The sequence below is a fragment of the Nitrospira calida genome, assembly GCF_976986435.1.
The window spans coordinates 2,545,323-2,561,331 of sequence record NZ_OZ335950.1; the positions used below are offsets into that span (position 1 = coordinate 2,545,323).

Annotated in this window: 16 protein-coding genes; 3 read left to right on the top strand and 13 right to left on the bottom strand. The window is 67.2% G+C overall.

Features of this window, described 5'->3' with window-relative positions; genetic code table 11:
- Positions 1–32 precede the first annotated feature (32 nt).
- The 13 genes from ACWHTU_RS12590 to ACWHTU_RS12650 all read right to left on the bottom strand — a co-directional run bounded on the left by ACWHTU_RS12590 (position 33) and on the right by ACWHTU_RS12650 (position 12,626).
- On the bottom strand, positions 33–254 hold the full coding sequence (locus ACWHTU_RS12590; RefSeq protein ID WP_447859717.1) for a hypothetical protein: 222 nt from the start codon (positions 252–254) through the stop codon (positions 33–35).
- The gene (locus tag ACWHTU_RS12595; protein WP_447859718.1) at positions 251–505 is read right to left on the bottom strand and encodes a hypothetical protein; all 255 of its coding nucleotides are present in this window, start codon (positions 503–505) and stop codon (positions 251–253) included. Before ACWHTU_RS12595 ends, ACWHTU_RS12590 begins: the two co-directional genes overlap by 4 nt.
- Before the next feature lie 35 nt (positions 506–540).
- A complete protein-coding gene (gene sppA / locus ACWHTU_RS12600; protein ID WP_447859719.1) occupies positions 541–1,401 on the bottom strand; it encodes a signal peptide peptidase SppA in 861 nt (286 codons plus the stop codon).
- The gene (locus tag ACWHTU_RS12605) at positions 1,374–2,642 is read right to left on the bottom strand and encodes an ATP-dependent DNA helicase (protein WP_447863358.1); all 1,269 of its coding nucleotides are present in this window, start codon (positions 2,640–2,642) and stop codon (positions 1,374–1,376) included. Before ACWHTU_RS12605 ends, sppA begins: the two co-directional genes overlap by 28 nt.
- A gap of 189 nt (positions 2,643–2,831) precedes the next feature.
- Positions 2,832–3,251: a helix-hairpin-helix domain-containing protein gene (locus ACWHTU_RS12610; protein WP_447859720.1), complete on the bottom strand. Its 420-nt coding sequence runs from the start codon at positions 3,249–3,251 to the stop codon at positions 2,832–2,834.
- A 17-nt stretch (positions 3,252–3,268) separates the two neighbouring features.
- Complete coding sequence (locus ACWHTU_RS12615; protein WP_447859721.1) at positions 3,269–3,562, bottom strand: hypothetical protein; 294 nt, start codon at positions 3,560–3,562, stop codon at positions 3,269–3,271.
- 182 nt (positions 3,563–3,744) lie between these two features.
- On the bottom strand, positions 3,745–5,277 hold the full coding sequence (locus tag ACWHTU_RS12620) for a hypothetical protein (RefSeq protein WP_447859722.1): 1,533 nt from the start codon (positions 5,275–5,277) through the stop codon (positions 3,745–3,747).
- Positions 5,278–5,760: 483 nt separating this feature from the next.
- Positions 5,761–6,705: a hypothetical protein gene (locus ACWHTU_RS12625; protein WP_447859723.1), complete on the bottom strand. Its 945-nt coding sequence runs from the start codon at positions 6,703–6,705 to the stop codon at positions 5,761–5,763.
- 160 nt (positions 6,706–6,865) lie between these two features.
- Entirely contained in the window at positions 6,866–7,168 is a 303-nt protein-coding gene (locus ACWHTU_RS12630) for a hypothetical protein (RefSeq protein WP_447859724.1), read from the bottom strand.
- A gap of 219 nt (positions 7,169–7,387) precedes the next feature.
- On the bottom strand, positions 7,388–8,545 hold the full coding sequence (locus ACWHTU_RS12635; protein ID WP_447859725.1) for a recombination directionality factor: 1,158 nt from the start codon (positions 8,543–8,545) through the stop codon (positions 7,388–7,390).
- Positions 8,546–8,671: 126 nt separating this feature from the next.
- Entirely contained in the window at positions 8,672–10,369 is a 1,698-nt protein-coding gene (gene ltrA, locus ACWHTU_RS12640; protein WP_447859726.1) for a group II intron reverse transcriptase/maturase, read from the bottom strand.
- Between the two features lie 622 nt (positions 10,370–10,991).
- Entirely contained in the window at positions 10,992–12,074 is a 1,083-nt protein-coding gene (locus ACWHTU_RS12645; RefSeq protein ID WP_447859727.1) for a PD-(D/E)XK nuclease family protein, read from the bottom strand.
- A 15-nt stretch (positions 12,075–12,089) separates the two neighbouring features.
- A complete protein-coding gene (locus ACWHTU_RS12650; RefSeq protein ID WP_447859728.1) occupies positions 12,090–12,626 on the bottom strand; it encodes a hypothetical protein in 537 nt (178 codons plus the stop codon).
- Positions 12,627–12,877: 251 nt separating this feature from the next.
- Here ACWHTU_RS12650 and ACWHTU_RS12655 point away from each other — a divergent pair, with 251 nt between their 5' ends.
- The 3 genes from ACWHTU_RS12655 to ACWHTU_RS12665 all read left to right on the top strand — a co-directional run bounded on the left by ACWHTU_RS12655 (position 12,878) and on the right by ACWHTU_RS12665 (position 15,992).
- Positions 12,878–14,404 carry a DEAD/DEAH box helicase gene (locus ACWHTU_RS12655; protein ID WP_447859729.1) on the top strand — a complete coding sequence of 509 codons (1,527 nt, stop codon included), beginning with the start codon at positions 12,878–12,880 and terminating at the stop codon, positions 14,402–14,404.
- Between the two features lie 235 nt (positions 14,405–14,639).
- Positions 14,640–14,879 (top strand): helix-turn-helix domain-containing protein, encoded by a 240-nt coding sequence (locus tag ACWHTU_RS12660; RefSeq protein WP_447859730.1) that lies wholly within the window; start codon positions 14,640–14,642, stop codon positions 14,877–14,879.
- Positions 14,880–14,912: 33 nt separating this feature from the next.
- A complete protein-coding gene (locus tag ACWHTU_RS12665) occupies positions 14,913–15,992 on the top strand; it encodes a tyrosine-type recombinase/integrase (protein ID WP_447859731.1) in 1,080 nt (359 codons plus the stop codon).
- Positions 15,993–16,009: the final 17 nt, after the last annotated feature.

Here is a 16,009-nt window from a genome sequence, read left to right on the forward strand (position 1 = left end):
TCTGAATGTTCGAGTTGTGCCAATGGTCCTCTTTACCCGCCGGCGCAGGCCTCGAGGAAGTCCTGCTTGAAGGCCGCGCGCCCGGCCTCCAGATCGCGCCGGGTCGCCGCGTCCGCGTCCCGCGCGGGCGCCAGCCGCGGCGCCATCTCCGTCCGCCAGCGCCACTCGCACGCGAGCCGCGCGCACGAGGCGAGCGCAAGGCCCGCGCAGATGAGGCCGAGGCCCGCGAGCCCCCGCCGGGCCGCCGCGCTCATCGCGCGCTCCCCGCGCGCCCGGCCGGGCCCAGCACCCACCCGGGGAGCCGATGCGGCCAGAAGCGGTGCACGGCGAACATCGCGACGGCTCCCGCCAGCGCCGCGAGCAGCCCGCAGATGCCTCCGTGCTCCGCCCAGGGCACCAGCTCCGGATCGACGACCGCGAGCCCGACGAGGCCCGCGAGCCCCACGAGCATCCCCGCGGCCGCGAGCCGCATCCGCGTCCTGATGGGCAACGTCGTGTCCTGCATGCTTCGCCCTCCTTGTGCTGTCCGGTGATGGCCGACTATCCTCCCGCCGCCTGCCAGCGGACCTCCCAGAGGCCCGGCGCGGCCGCGGAGCCAGCGGCGGTCCGCAACCACCGCCTCAACAGCCGCTCCGCGAAGGGCCCCGTCTCCCCGTCTTCGATCGGCGTCTCCGCGGGCAGCCCGGCTAACTCCGCGGCCCGGCGGCCCGCGTCCTGCCAGGAGCCGAGCCGGTCGATCAGGCCCAGCGCCTGGGCTTGCCGCCCCGTCCACAGACGGCCATCGGCCGCCCGCCGCAGCGCGGCCTCGTCCAGCCGGCGGCGCGCCCGGACCGTCTCGAGAAACTGCGCGTACAGATCATCGATCAGTTCGTGAATCATCGCGGTCTCCTGCGCCGTGGGCGACCGCCACATCGAGCCGGCGTCCTTGTAGGCCCCGGCCGTGACGGCCTCGCGCGCCACGCCGAACCGCCCGGCCAGGCGGCTCACGTCCAGCCGCTCGTAGATCACGCCGATCGACCCCGTGAGCGAGCCGGGCTCGGCCCAGAGCTCGTCCGCCGCTATTGACACGTAATACCCGCCGCTCGCGCCGATGGAACCGATCGCCGCGACGACGGGCTTGCCCGCCTCGCGCAGCCGCGTGACCGCCGCGAAGACATCCTGCGCCGCCGCCACGTCGCCACCCGGTGAGTTGACCGCGAGCAGCACCGCCTTGACCCGCTTGGTCTGCCGCGCCTCTTCCAACGCCTCCAGCGCCGGTCCCGCGTCCCGCAACGGGCCCGCGAGCTCGATCCGCCGGACCACGGCCGCCGGCCGCCGCCAGACTTCCACGAGCCCCGCCGCGAACGCGACGAGGGCGATCGCCGCCAGCGCGATCAGCCATCGCTGGCTTCCGCGTTCCATGCCTCCTCCTCTCCCGCGACTGCGACGCGCCGGAACAGCGTCGAGCCGCGCCGCTGCTCGCGCGCGTTCGTGGCCGCGACGCGAAACGCCCAGGTCTCCCCGACCAGCACCAGCCGCTCCCGCGCGCGCGTGAGCGCGGTGTACAGCAGCTCCCGGCGCAGCAGCACGTACTGGCGGCGCGTGAGCACGACCACGACCACGGGCCATTCCGAGCCCTGCGCCCGGTGCACCGTCATGGCGTAGCCCAGCTCCACATCGCGCGCCGCGGCGGGCGGCACCCGCACCGCCCGGCCCTCCACCTCCACGATCAGCCGGCGCGCCGCCGCGTCCGCCTCGAGCACCACGCCCTGCTCCCCGTTGACCAGGTCCAGGTCCGGCTGGTTGCGGGTCACCACGACCCGGTCGCCGGGCCGCAGCCCGCGCCATCCGGGCGGCCCCGGATTGACGGCCGCCTGAATGGCGGCGTTGAGCGCCGCCACCCCGTCCGGCCCCTGGCGCAGCGCCGTCAACACCTGCACGTCCTCCCCGCGCGGCGGGCCTCCCGCACGAGCCGCGCGACCGCCGCGGCGGCGCCCGCCGCGTCGGCTGCCACCCAGCGCACCGCCGGATCGCCCCACGTCTCCGGCACCGGCCAGCGCCCGGCGTGCACCGCGTGCGCCAGCCGCACGATCCCCGACCCCGCGGCCTGCCGCTGTACCTCCGTGAGCCGCGTCACCGGCACGCCTCCGTGGGCGATCACGTCCGCGAACACCCGCCCGGGCCCACCGGCGGCAGTTGCGCCGCGTCCCCACCAGCCAGAGCCGCGTCCCCGGCCGCACCGCCCGCACCAGATCCCGCGCAAGCCGCACGTCCAGCATCGAGGCCTCATCGACGACGACCAGGTCCGCCTCCAGCGGATGGCCGGGATGATGGGTCCAGCGCGGCCCCGCCGGCGCCGGGCGCCAGCCCAAGGCCCGGTGAATGGTCGTGGCGTCCAGGCCCGCCGCCTCCGCCAACCGCCGCGCCGCCTTCGCGGTCGGCGCCATCAGCCGCACCCGCTCGCCGCGCCGCCGCGCCGCCGCCACCGCGGCCCGCACGGCGGTCGTCTTCCCGTGCCGGGCAGCCCCGTGAGCACGCTGATCGGCTCCGCCAGGCTGAGCACCACCGCCTGGCGTTGCGCCGCCGTCAAGCGCACGCCTGTCTCGTCCAGCTCGCCCGGCGGAGGGGGGCTCGGGCGCGCCGCGCGCAACGCGGCCCAGCAGGCTTCAATCTCACGCTCCGCCCGGTAGAGGCCGCGCGGATAGACGAGTCCGCCCGCGCGCACCCAAGGGCCCTCCAGCGGCGCCTCGTGCGTCCGTTGCCCCGCGCCGATCAAGGCCGCCGCCCGCCGCACCCAGTCCGCCTGGGACACGCAGCAATGCCCCTCGGCCTCCGCCCGTCGAGCGCTGCGGCTAGCGCCGCCCGCCAGCGGCGGGGATCGTCCTCCGCCAGCCCCCGGCCCGGGCCGCCGCGTCCGCGGTCGCGAACCCGATGCCGGCCAGCGCCGTCAAGCCGTACGGATCCTGCCGCACCCGCGCCGGCGCGGCCTCCCGCCAGTGCGCATAGGCGCGGCGCGCGACCCACAGCGGCAGCCCCAGCCGCAGCAACTCCAGCATCACGCCCGCGCGCCCGCGCTCCTGCCGCCACCACGCCGCCACCGCCCGCGCGGTCGCCGGGCCGATGCCCGCGACTTCCGTGAGCCGGTCGGGCGCCTCGAGCGCCGCGTCCAGCGTCTCGCCGAACCGGCGCACCAGCCGGGCGGCCAGCCCCGGCCCGATCCCCGGGATGCCGCCGCCTCCCAGATAGCGTTCCCAGGCCGCCGTGCCCTGCATGCCGCCTCCCCGCCCGCTCAGCGCGGCGCCGGACCGCCCGCCTGCGCCAACACCCGGCCGAGACGGCGCAGCGCCGCCAGGACGCGCGTCTCCGCCTCCGGCGCGCGATGCGCCTCCAGGGAGGTCAGCGGCGTCCAGCCGCAGTTGACGCAGTAGGGCTCCCATCCCAGATGCAGATCGATCCGGGCCAGCACCAACCCGCGGCACTTGGGACACCCCGCGCCGTGTCCGTTCCGGCCCGGCCGGGCGTCCGGGCCCCCGGCCGGCTCGCGCCCGTTGAGTATCGGAGTCTGACAGTCGAACTGAATCATGACGCACATCGGAGCGGCCCCCGGCGGCGCCGGAGCGCCGCGGGAGGGCGCCGCCCCTTTCTTTTATGGGGAGTACTACCGGGAGGCAGGAGGGACTGGGCACGGGGTGGGCGCCCCGGCGACGCCGGAGCGCCAGGCAGGTCTACGGAGGCCGGCCCCGCGGCGGCGCGCCGGCCGCGGCATCAGCGTCTCCGGACATCCTCGCGTTCCTCATCCGCCTCATCGTCCGCCAGGTGCTCATCGCCCTCATCCACTGTATCGCCGATGGCCTCGCTGTCCTCCTCGCTCAGCTCCTTGCCATCCTCGAGATCCTCATCCTCGCCGGCATATCCCATCGCGCGCAGCGTCTCTTTCGCGATCTCGTCATCGAGAGCCGCGAGGTCCTCTTCCGTCCACTCGCCGTTCGCGAGGACCTCGTCATCGAACTCGATCCGCTCTTTCCGCGCGGACGGCTTCGCCTGACGCTGCTTGGCACGGGCGGTGCGCGCGCGCTTCGGCTCGGCCTCATCGCGGCCGCTCGCCGCCGGCTTGCCGGCCCGCTCCGCCAGAAACAGCTCCAGCGGCTCCCGGTGCCGCTTGTCGGGGAACATGCGGTCGAACACGCTCCGGCCCGCGGGCAACCCGCCCAGCGCGAGCTCCAGCGGCTCGCGCAGCCTGGCCCAGACCTCCGCCAGGGCTCCATAGGCCTCGGCCACGGCGCGCCGCTCCTCCTCCGTCCAGGGCTCGGCCTGATGGTCCAGCACGGTTTCCAGCTCCTCCGCCGCGTGCCGCAGCGCCCGCAAGCAGGCGGCCGCCTTGTCCGCCGTCTTGAGCAGCCCCCGCAGCCGCTGGTTCTCTTCCTGCGTCAGCTCCAGCTCGTTCGCCAGCAGCCGCCGCTCGCCATTGAGCCACAGGTCCTCGCGTTCCTTGGCGCGCGCCAACTCTTCGCTCAGCTTGTCGCGCTCTTCCGAGAGCTCCTTGAAGCGGCGGCTGAGGTCGCCGAACCGGCGCGACATGTCCCGCAGCTCGCGCCGGGCATGCTCCACCGCCGCATCCACCGGGGCATCCGCCGGGGCCGGGCCGCGCCGCTCGTACATCTCCACGATCTCTTGCAGATGGTCGCGCTCCTGGATCAGCCGCTCGAACTCCTGCCGGGCCAGCTTCAGGCGCCGCTCGGCGTCCTCCGCCCGCTGCCGCAACCCGGCATTCTCCGCTTCCCCGGTTGCCTGGGAGTCGCCCGCCGCGGCCGGTTGGGCAGGCGGCGCAGGCCAGACATCCGCCAATCTTGCGACGAGCTGTTCGGTCGTGATCTCCCCTTTCGACACACGCGCGTACACTTCATCCAGCAAGGGAGCCGAGATACAATGAGTGACCTGGGCCAGCCGGGCGGCGAAATCGGCTAGGAGCCGTTCCCGGTGATCCGGCGTCAGCTGGCGGCGCTGGAGATTCGCGCTGTACAGCAATTCGACTTCATGGGCGGCATTCCGCGCGACCAGGCACGGCACCGCCGCCCAGCCCAGGTCCTGCAACACCCTCAACCGGTGATGCCCGTCCAGCAGAATCCAGCGGTCGTCCCGGCGCGTGACGCATAAGGGCGCGATCAAGCCCACCCGCTTGATGCTGTCCGCCAGCTGCGCGCGATCCTCCGCCGACAGCGGCGGAAATAGCCGCTCGTATTCCGGATCCGTCTCAATGGCCGCCAACGGCAGCATCACCGAGGCATACAACTCGTCCATGGCCACCTCCGTGGTTTTCAGCCCCTTCTCTCTTATAGAGGAAGCGCGAGCGTCTCAATGACCTACGGCAGGACCGAGCGCGCCGAAGCGGGCGTGCGGTCGCCTGCCTCCTGGTTCTTCAGACAACGTTCAACCCCACCGCTATGAGTAATAGCCTCGTGCGTTCAGGGAAGCACCCCTTCGAACAGCCAATAGGCCATTCGCCCTATTGCTCTGGTTCTAACGGCTTACCTCGTGAACCGGGACAGAAATGGCACCGGCAGTGCCAAAACTGTCCCGGCTCTCGACAACCGGGACAGAAATGACACCGACAGTGCCAAAACCGTCCCGGCTCTCGACAACCGGGACAGAAATGGCACCGGCAGTGCCAAAACCGTCCCGGCTCTCGACAACCGGGACAGAAATGACACCGACAGTGCCAAAACCGTCCCGGCTCTCGACAACCGGGACAGAAATGACACCGACAGTGCCAAAGTGGAAGTGTCAATCTGAGTTAGCTTGGGACGGAGAGTCGGATCCCTCAAAGACCAGCGGCAAGACTGCTTGTTGGCTTTCGGCCTTCTGTATTTCCCGCAGGATCCGCCGATTGAGACACTCGCACTTCACCTGCTGCTTGAGGCGATAGAACGTTCGCCGGCTGATCGGGACCTGGGCTTGGGCCCGGACCAGCTTGAACAACGTCGCGTCGTTTGGCATGCGGCGGCCCTGAAAGGATTCCTCGATCAGTGGCTCCAACATATCCTTGACCGCCTGCCACCGTTGATGCTTCGGGCGTTTCAACCTGCGCTGCAGCTTTCGCTGGCGCTCCCGGTTGATCCGGGCCTGGTAGTGCGCCAGCAGCTCGGCACGGAGTGGACTATCGGCCAGACAATTGAGGCGAACTCCCAGAACCCATTCGTAGTTCGTGCGGACGAGCCCGACCAGATCCAGCGGATCAGTCACAAGATCTGCAAAGAGTTGGTAGGTCTTGGGTGGCAGGCACCAGTGGGACACCGGCAGCAAGATCGAGGACAGAAACTCGTCTTTACTGACACGATTTTCTCGGGCTCGTATCGTCAGATAGTGGACAATAGCTTTGAACAAGATGATGGGCGGCACCCACGGCTCAGCTGGAGCGAGCACCCTCAGTTCAAGTACCCGAGCCAGTTGCCACTGCTGCTGTTTCGCATCCTCGACCAGGTGACACCGGAGTCGGCGGCGTATGCGGTGAAACCATTCCAAGCTACCGGTAGCTGTCCGGAGTATTTGGGAATACCTTGCCCAGTTGTCGGCCTTGAAACGGAAGTGGATAAGATCCCAGGCGGCACACAGACAACGGCGACTATATCGCTGGCGCGCCTCATCCGAGGCCAGCTGCGGCCAGCGGGCCACGGCTGCCTCCCATGTGGCCTGATAATTCGTGTGAAGCCCAGACAGGTCTTGTTCCATACACGCATCCTCCTCCGTGGGACAAAGCGGACGGGGGTCACCCACCCGTCCCTTTCTCAGAGGGGCAGCGTTCAACGTTGGCAGACTGGTACAGACCGCGCGCGCCAGAACAGGGCACACACCAGCCCGCTCCGGCGGCACGCACGAGCGTTGCGAGAACCTAGGCCCGCACGCGCCGGTCGGCCTCGGGCACGGAGCGGAACTCCGCTTTCGGCCGGAGGCGGCCCAGGCGCTTGGCTAGGTGCCAATGGAGGTAGGTGGAAAACTGCATGCTGGCGGCGCGGCGGTGATTCCACGTTCGGACGGCCATCCAGATCGCCGCCTCGATCTCTTGTTCCAGGTCGCTTTCGTCGAGATCGGGATACCACCGTTGCGCGCGCCGAACGTGATAGGCAATCAACCGCGCATACCGGCGCCGGATGGCGAGCGACAGCCGCGCCCAGCTACTGTTGGAGTGCGACACGAGCATGGTCTCGTTATGCCGTAGTACCGACGAGGGCATGAGGCTTATCGACTAAGCAAAGTTCCCCCCCCCCTCAGTCAAGTCCCCAGAAGGATGAGCACCGTTTGGTGCCTATCCTGGACCGTCCCTTCTTCCGGCTAAGGCCGAACGGCCCAGAATCTGTTCAAAAAAAGAACAGCGGGGCGGCCAAGGACACCCCTCGGCGCACCCCGCTGTTCGTCAGATATAGCTTTCTTCCTCGACCGCGGCCGGTTGAGTGGGTCGCGGCCGCTTGAGGATTTCCTCGATCAGCCGGCTGGCCTGAGTTTTGGTCAGCCCCGCCGCCACCCGGTCGGCGTACTGCTCCCAGCAATCGCGCTCCTCAGCAAGTGCGCGAATGAGCATCAGTTGCTTATTGGTCGCCGGGCTCGGTGCGCCGGGCGACGCGCTGGGCGCCTGCCCATTCGGCGAGGACCGCGATCGTCCCGCCGGCGAGGCGGCTGGCCGAGGACCCGATGGCGTCGGCGTCGCGGTCGGCCTCGGCGGCCCTGCCGGGATTGGCGGACGCGCGGCCGAACCTGCCGCGGTCGCAGCCGGTTGCTCCGCGGTATTTGGCTGGGCAGTCGGCGGTGTCGGCGGCGCCGCCTGCGCCGCCCCTTCCGGCAGCTCGCCTTCCGGTACGATCACCGCCTCATCATCAAGGGCCGGATTCTCATCCGCCGGCGCCGGCAGGACGAACGCCGACTGGCGCTCCAGGATCACCGCCGTCTCCGTGCGGAGTCGGTTGATCCAGGCAATGTCGTTCGTCGCGAGCGTCACCTGGAGCGGATAATGCACCCGCCGCTGGCCGCCGCCAAACGTCTCCCGCGGGATCCTGGTCAACACCAGGGGCACCATGGCGATGCGCCCGACCAGCGCCTCGACATAGTCAAGGCCGGAGTTGAGATCGACAATGGAGTTGTATGACCCCATGTCGATCTGATAGACCCCGCCCATGTTCACCTTGGGGAGGATGACCATCAGGTGGGCCCGCCGGGCGCAGTGCCCCTGGTCGAGCAACGGACACGGACAGTCCATCGGCTCCATGGCGCCCGTGGCGTCATTCAAGCGCATAGCACGCTCGCCGTCGCCGATGCATTTCAACCCCCGCCCAGACCCATACCACTTGAGGGCTTGGGGAAAGATGATGCCCCGGTCCTGGACCGGGAACATCACGTCCAAAGCCTTGGGCTTCGGCCCGTAGACCTTGGCGACCTCCGGCGGCACGACGAAATAGTCAACCTCCGCCGGATAGGTCTGGCCCGATTGGGCCAAGACCTTGACGCCCAGCCGGATCTTCCCCAGCCGGGGGAGGCGCCGCCGTTCGGAGACGCCTTTGATCGTGGTGAATGGCGTCATCTGTCCTTCTCCTTCTTGTCCTTCTTGCTCTCAGCGTTCAGGGCCAGCACTTTGTCGGGTAGGAGCGGCACATTACTGCGCCATTCCCCCCTCAGAACCGGACGTGCGAGTTTCCCCGCATCCGGCTCAAGCCTCTGCAAAGCCCCCTGTGACGGGAGCCGGCAGTTCACCGTTTCCACGGCTGTGCACTTGCCGATGGCAGTTGGGGTGGAGAAGTTGCAGGTTGGACAACTTGTCCGTGCCGCCGTGAACCTTGGGAAGGATGTGATGGACATGCCACCCAGTTTCCTTCGTGATCGGCTCACCACAGTTGGGACAGGTTCCGTTCTGCATCTCCCAGAGTCGGAGCAACCACGTCTGACCTCGGAGGTCGTCTTTCATGATCCGGCTTCGTCGTTCCATGAAATAGCGCGTCCACCGAGGGCCATACGGGTTGGCTTCACTCTTGATCTTGATGTGCCGCCGGATCGGGGTCGCACTGGCTTTCTCCAGCGTGACGATCCGTTCCCTGCGGCCTTCAGCCACCTTCGTGCCAAACACCCAGTTCCGTTCTTTGTGCCGGATAAAGTAACGGTTCTTTATCCAGCGGAGCGGTTTGTTGGGATGTCGTCGGCAGGCCCACTGCCAAAGCTGCTTCCAGATGATGCTATCGACCTTGTAAAAAGTCGCCTTCGCCACCTGGTTCCGGTGATAGGTGGCCCAACCCCGGATGACAGGGTTGAGTTGCGCTATCACCGTTTCTTGTTTCGCAGTCTTGGCCGCTTTGATGATGCCCCGGATGGTCCGTAAGAACGCTTGCATGTTCTTCTTCGCAGGTTTGATGAGAAATTTCCCATCGTACTTGCGCGCGTTCCATCCGAGGAAATCGAAACCTTCTTCGATATGCACGATCTTGGTCTTCTCTGGGGAGAGGAACAGGCCCCGTTCCTTCAGGAAGGCCTCGATTACGAACTTCGTCTCTTCCAGCACTTCAGGTGTCGCGCCGGTGACAACGAAGTCATCTGCATATCGAATCAGGTGGACCTTGGTTGCTCTGGCTCGGCTACGTGGCACATCAAAGTGTTCGCGTAACCGAGTTTCCAGTCCGTCCAAGGTCATGTTCGCCAACACGGGAGAAATGACACCGCCTTGTGGGGTGCCTGCCTCCGTGGGGAACATGCGGCCTTGCCATACGAAGCCCGCTTTGAGCCACGATCGGAGGATCGCCCTGTCCATGGGGATACGGGCGAGCAACCAGTCATGACTGATGTTGTCGAAGCATCCGGAAATGTCCGCATCCAGGACCCATTGAGCTGAATTTCGTCGGGACAATGTTCGAAAGCATTGTTCCGCCGCATCGCGGCTCGCTCGTTCTGGCCGGAAGCCATACGAGTTTGGGTCCGCGGTGGTTTCCGCGATGGGTTCGAGTGCAAGCAGGTGAAGAGCCTGCATCGCTCGATCCTTCATCGTCGGAATCCCCAGTGGACGTAGTTTTCCGTTGGCTTTCGGGATGTACACCCGTCTTAAGGGCTGAGGCTTGTAGCCGCGCCGCTTGAGCGACAACACCGCTTTGGCTTTGGCCTCCGGGGTGTTCCAGGTTTCCCCGTCTACGCCCGGTGTGTTCTTGCCCTGGTTTTCGGTGACTCGTTTCACGGCAAGGGCTTTGCCGGAGAACGAGTGGGTCAGGAGCCATTGCAAGGCTTTCGCCTTGTTCCAGCGTCCTTCCCGAACCGCCTTCGCGATCCGCATCTGCAGCCTTCGAGTCGTGCGATGGACTTTGGCCCAGTCAATCCGGTGCCAATCCACCTCACGGCCGGAGGCCGCACCAACCGGTTCAGTTGTCATTTGCATTGCCTCCTTTGAAGGTTCGCCAAACTCTCTCGCGAAGCGAGACCCGCAGGAAGTCAGCCCGCTTTCGCGTGGGATGATGTCGGGTGCTCCCTCAATCCCTATCCGCTCCATTACAGAGCGGCCTTCGCTTTCTCCTGCATCCTCTGCCCGCATCCCCATCGGCGTTCCTTGCGGTTCGCTTGCCTCGGTGATCCTAGGCGGGGATACGGGTTTACCGTGTTCCGCGTATGTGACAGGGGAGGGTAGGTGCCAGCTATTTCCCGGTGGGTGCGTTGTCCTCGCCTGGCTATACATCAAAGCCAGGACCGTCCCACGTGCCATTTTGGCTCGAGCCTCCAGAGCAAATTGCCCTGCCATCATCTTTGGCTTGTTACAGGTAACGGGATTTATCGCCGGTTCGCTTTCGCTCACCTTCGCTCCCCAAGCCTAGCGCCCTCCCGCGTGATGCTCGCGAGTCCGCGTTCCCCTCACGGGGTCCACTTCATCCCTAATTGGGAATGGGCTACATTGTCGGGATGGCTTCAGACACATCCGTTACCGTATGCGCCTGCACCCCTAGGCTACTGCCGGAGGAACGGCAGGTTTCCTACAGGAGTTCTCCTGTGAAAACAGTCACCTACGCAACTGCACGTCGCACGATGTAGTCCTGTTCAACGGGCCGGGTGGCCGCCGCGCGGATGTCCGCCGGGACCAGATCCAGATCGACCCGCTGCTGGATCCGCCGCTCCAGGCGGACTAACACGCTGTCCGCCACGGCTTCCCGCGCGCCGTTGGCCTTCAAGAGGAGCTTGATCTGCTCACCCAGCTCCTCCTTGCGGCGGTACTTCGGCCGCAATTCCTCCGCCAGCGCCGCGTATTCGGCGACCAGCACCACGTCCTCGGCGGACAGCTGCACCCGGCCCTCCAGCGGCCGCGGCGTCCAGCCCTGCCAGCAGCGCTGGCGGTACGGACAGTATCCGCACGGAAAGTTTTGCGGCTCCACATAGGGCCGGTCCGGCAGGGTACCGGCCGCCCAGTGTGCTTCAATTGTGTCGAAGCGGGCGATGGCATCCGCCCGCACCTGCCGCCAGACCGCATCCGGCCTTCGGGTCAGATCATCCCGTTCACCCGTGCTGGCGATCACCCGTTCCAGGGCCCGGAGTTCATCCGCCTCCGCGTCATAGGCCAGCCTGAACTCCACGTAGTCGGAGCTATTTTTGTTTTTCATCAGCAAGAGCGCCTCGGACACCGGCCACCCCGCGCGCCGCAACCCGGTGAGGTAGAGTGCGCACTGGGTGAGATAGTTCAATGGCCATTCTTCGCCGCGGGCATAGCGTTCCCACGAGAACGCGGCGAGCGCCTTGTGTTCCCACAGCCAGGTCTGTCCGGCGAGGTCCGTCACCAGGCCATCGATCGACCCGGCGAGCGTAAACGGACGGCCCTGATGGGTGACCGTGGCGATCTCCACCCGCAGCTGCCGGTCGTGCAGGGTGAACCCGCTTTGCTCGATCCATTTCGCCGTCAGGTCTTCATGGACCGCGGAGTCGTCGAGCACGGTTGCCATCCGGTCCATCAACGGCTCGCGCGGCACGCCCCGCGCGAAGTAGACCAATTTCCGCGGGCATTCCTCCGGGCCGGCGGCGGACGGCCGCGGCCGGTAGGCGACCTCGCGTTCAGCCGCTTCCATGGCGGCGACTTTGAGCAGCACTTCCGCCAGCATATGTCCTCCTTTTCTCTAGATGTTGTTCATCGCGTATGAGTTCCGCGGGAGGATCTCGGCGATCAGCGCCCGCGAGATGCGGTAGCGCCGGCTACACCCCGCGACGATCAGCGGCTTGAGAGACACTATCTCCGCTTCGTCGATCCTCGCGGTATTCGGATGCAGCCGTACCCGATCCCCGATGCTCAGCGACCGGCTCAGCTGATGTTGTGCCTGCCGGCGCGCGTGGTAGGTGCGGACCTTCTCCCGCCAGGATTCGTTCGCCGGCGGCACCAGGTCCAGATACTCAAGCGGACACGTGTGGTAACAAGGACCCATCAACTCTTCCATGCCCTTGTACCCCCACCCGTCTTCCGCTTTATGGAGAACGTCGCAACCGATGAAGCGCTCTGTGCGCCCATCGGCGAAGGTCTGCTCCCATACCGTCCAGAGGACATTGCCTCGGACGGCATGGCGGAGGCAGACCGCCTTCACAGCGCCGTTCGACCAGGAACGAGTGCGCTCCTGGATGATGTCGGAGCGGGAAGCTCCGACGGTGAAGGACCATCCCATGCGTGAACCTCCTTTGATTTGAATGGTGGATGGCAGCAGACCATCGGTCCGGCACGCCGAGCCGGCGCGCGGATCTCGTCTCTGAACGTTGGCGTTCAAAATGCCAACAGGGATGAATGGGAGAGAACCCCGCGGTGCGAGCACGCTACCGGGGGAATCGGCGGGATTCGTGTCGGAGGCCGAGCCTCCGCCACTACCGGATGGTCTGCGTTCTATAGGAGGTAGTACACCAGCGGCAGGTGCAGGTCAGGATGGAGCTCCGTCCCTGGCAGCGGCGCGCCCGCGCCGCCTATCACGAGCAGAACGCGCCGGATTGGCTCTGCGAAGCCACGCCCGGCGCGGGGAAAACGAAGCTGGCCCTCGCGCTCGCGCGGGATTGGCTCGCCGGCCGCGCCGCCGCGCGCGTGGTGGTGGTCTGTCCGACCGCGCACTTGCGGCGCCAATGGGCCCACGCCGCCGTGCAGGCCGGACTGGCCCTGGATCCCGACGCCCCCGATGGCCACACCAGCCCGGATTTTCACGGCGTGGTGCTGACCTATCAGCAAATCGCGGCGGATCCGCGTCCCTACGCCCTGCTGGTCCGCAGCCGGCCGACCGGCGTCATCTTCGACGAGCTGCACCACGCGGCAGACGGCCTGGCCTGGGGCGACGCGCTCGCCCAGGCGTTCGGCGCCGCGGCCCGCCGGCTCGCGCTGTCCGGCACGCCCTTCCGGTCCGACGCCGCCCGCATTCCCTTCGTCTGCTACGGCCCGGACGGCCTCAGTTGCCCGGATTTCCGCTACGGCTACGAGGACGCCTTGCGCGACGGGGTGTGCCGGCCGCTCTACTTTCCGGCCTACGGCGGCGTCGTGTCCTGGCGGCGCGGCGAGGGCCCGATCCGCACGGCGTCGTTTCAGGACCCGCTCAGCACCGCGCGCCAACGCGACCGCCTGCGCGCCGCCATCCTCTCCACCGAGTGGCTCAGCACCGTCCTCGCCGCCGCGCATGAGCGGCTCGTGGCCGTCCGCCGGACGGATCCCGATGCCGGCGGCTTGATTATCGCCAGCACGCAGGACCATGCCCGGACGATCGCTCAGCTCGTGGCCTCGCTCACCGGCACGCAGCCGGCCCTGGCAATTTCCGACGATCCGGCCGCATCGGCGGCCCTCGAGCAGTTCAGCCGTGGCACGAGGCCATGGCTCGTCGCCGTGAACATGGTGAGCGAAGGCGTGGACCTGCCGCGCCTCCGCGTCGGCGTCTACGCCACCACGGTCACCACGGCCCTGTATTTCCGCCAGGTCGCCGGGCGGCTCGTCCGCCGCCGCCCGGCCGAGACGCCCCACACTCCCGCTTGGCTGTACCTGCCGAACGATCCCACGCTCACCGCGCACGCGCGGGAGCTGCAACAGGCCCGCCGCCACGCCCTTGCGCCGCTCCCGCCGGCCGCCTCTTCACTGCCCGCTGCTTCCATGGACCGGGCCGGCTCGGCCGCCAGCCCGTTCACCGCGCTGAGCGGGCTCGCCTGGACTCACGACGTCATCACGCCCGCCGGCATGCCGGGCGGCCTTGCCGCCGCGGTTCCGGCGGCCCGGCCGGCTTTCGACGCGCGGGCGCAGCTCCGGACCCGCCATCATCGCCTCGTCGGCGCCGTCGCACGCCGCTGGGGCCTCGCGCATCAGCTCATCCACGCGGAACTCACCCGCCGGACGGGCACCCGCATCCACGAGGCCAGCCTCGCGCAATTGCGCCAGCGCCTCGCTCTGCTCGAAACCTGGCTCGCCCAGGGCTCCTGCGGCTGAGCAAACGTTTGCTCCTCGTCACGCCGCTCATCGCCGGCCGGCGGCTCTTCCGCGTTTGACTCTCTCCCTCTGGCGCCTCGCGCCATCGGACTGTCGCTCCACGGCGAACAGACGCTTTCGTGTGTTCGTTCCTCAGGAGACGGTAGCCCCACGCGAGGAGACAGGAGAAGCTAGGGGAGTACCTGAGGGCTGCGGGGTATTACGGTGATCAGAACGATCTGTGGGAGGAAGTCCTATGACCGAGAGAAAGATTCCCGATACCGAAGTCCTGAGCATCGCGCAGTGTGCCGCCTTGCTCGGCACCACCGAGAAGGCCATTCGCCGACGCGTAGATCGCCGGCATCTCCCATTCCGTCGTCTCGGCCGACGGATCATCTTTCTGCGCTCCGAACTCTTGGCCTACCTGGATAGGTTGCCAGGGTGCCGTCCGTCGGAACTCCTGCTCGACAGCTCGGCGTCTCTTCGAGTACGATAAGCGCCCGCTCCTGCGAGAAAGGAGGTCTGCGCCATGCCCCGGAAAGGGACCGGACTGTATCAACGAGGAACCGTCTGGTATCTGGATTTCCGACATGACGGCCAGCGCCATGTCGTCCGGCTTGGACGGCACATCAGCCGCACGGTCGCGGCGGAACTCGCCCAAGTCAAGCGAGCGCAGATTCTGCGCGGAGAAGCCGGGATCACGAAGTCGGCCAAGGATCTGCCGTTCGCGGAGGCGCGCGCCTCATTCGAGCGCTGGATCGACCTCAACCGCCGGCCGCGGACCGTGAGGGGCTACAAGCAGTGTTTGCAGCGGCTGGCCGAGACCTTCGATGGCAAGCGGTTGAGTGAGATTTCCCCGTTCCTGATCGAAAAGCATAAGCAGCGACGGATTCAGGCCGGCGCCCGCGTCCGATGCAACCGGGAACTCGCTGTGCTCAAGACGCTGTTCAACTATTGCATCAGACAAGGCCTCTACGAGGGGGCGAACCCCGTCGTCGAGGTCCAATTGCTCAAGGAACCCAAACAGCGGTTGCGGTTTCTGGAGCCGGAAGAAGAGCAACGCTTGGTGGAGGCCGCTCGCTCTCCATTAAAAGAACTCATTATCGTGGGGATTAACACGGGCCTGCGGATTGAAGCGGAAGCCTTGCCCTTGCGGTGGGAAGACGTAGACTTTCGCCGGGGCCTCCTGACCGTCCAAGCGGCTTACGCCAAAAACGGACAGACCCGGAGCGTGCCCCTGAACGCGCGGGCCCTCGAAGCTGTGACCACGCTCAAGCAGCGCGCTAAGGGTCCCTATGTCTTCGGCAAACCCGACGGCACTCGCTACGCGAGCATGGAGAAGCCGTTCCGGACATTGGTCCGACAGGTGGGACTTGCGGGCACGGGGGTATCCCTGCACACGCTCCGCCACACCTTTGCCAGTCGCTTGGTCCAGGCCGGAGTGGACTTGCGGACCGTACAAGAACTGGGTGGCTGGTCGGATCTGTCCATGGTCCAGCGGTACGCGCATGTCGGGCCCAGTCATAAGATTGAAGCTGTGCGCCGGATCGGGGAATTATTTCACAACGCTTTTCACAACAGGGCTTCGGAGGTCATCGCGAGATCCTGAGGGTGCCGCATTGGAAG

Coding starts and splice junctions, on each gene's coding strand:
- ACWHTU_RS12590 (WP_447859717.1), bottom strand. CDS start 254: ATGAGCGCGGCGGCCCGGCGGGGGCTCGCGGGCCTCGGCCTCATCTGC.
- ACWHTU_RS12595 (WP_447859718.1), bottom strand. CDS start 505: ATGCAGGACACGACGTTGCCCATCAGGACGCGGATGCGGCTCGCGGCC.
- sppA (WP_447859719.1), bottom strand. CDS start 1,401: ATGGAACGCGGAAGCCAGCGATGGCTGATCGCGCTGGCGGCGATCGCC.
- ACWHTU_RS12610 (WP_447859720.1), bottom strand. CDS start 3,251: ATGCAGGGCACGGCGGCCTGGGAACGCTATCTGGGAGGCGGCGGCATC.
- ACWHTU_RS12615 (WP_447859721.1), bottom strand. CDS start 3,562: ATGATTCAGTTCGACTGTCAGACTCCGATACTCAACGGGCGCGAGCCG.
- ACWHTU_RS12620 (WP_447859722.1), bottom strand. CDS start 5,277: ATGGACGAGTTGTATGCCTCGGTGATGCTGCCGTTGGCGGCCATTGAG.
- ACWHTU_RS12625 (WP_447859723.1), bottom strand. CDS start 6,705: ATGGAACAAGACCTGTCTGGGCTTCACACGAATTATCAGGCCACATGG.
- ACWHTU_RS12635 (WP_447859725.1), bottom strand. CDS start 8,545: ATGACGCCATTCACCACGATCAAAGGCGTCTCCGAACGGCGGCGCCTC.
- ltrA (WP_447859726.1), bottom strand. CDS start 10,369: ATGACAACTGAACCGGTTGGTGCGGCCTCCGGCCGTGAGGTGGATTGG.
- ACWHTU_RS12645 (WP_447859727.1), bottom strand. CDS start 12,074: ATGCTGGCGGAAGTGCTGCTCAAAGTCGCCGCCATGGAAGCGGCTGAA.
- ACWHTU_RS12650 (WP_447859728.1), bottom strand. CDS start 12,626: ATGGGATGGTCCTTCACCGTCGGAGCTTCCCGCTCCGACATCATCCAG.
- ACWHTU_RS12655 (WP_447859729.1), top strand. CDS start 12,878: ATGGAGCTCCGTCCCTGGCAGCGGCGCGCCCGCGCCGCCTATCACGAG.
- ACWHTU_RS12660 (WP_447859730.1), top strand. CDS start 14,640: ATGACCGAGAGAAAGATTCCCGATACCGAAGTCCTGAGCATCGCGCAG.
- ACWHTU_RS12665 (WP_447859731.1), top strand. CDS start 14,913: ATGCCCCGGAAAGGGACCGGACTGTATCAACGAGGAACCGTCTGGTAT.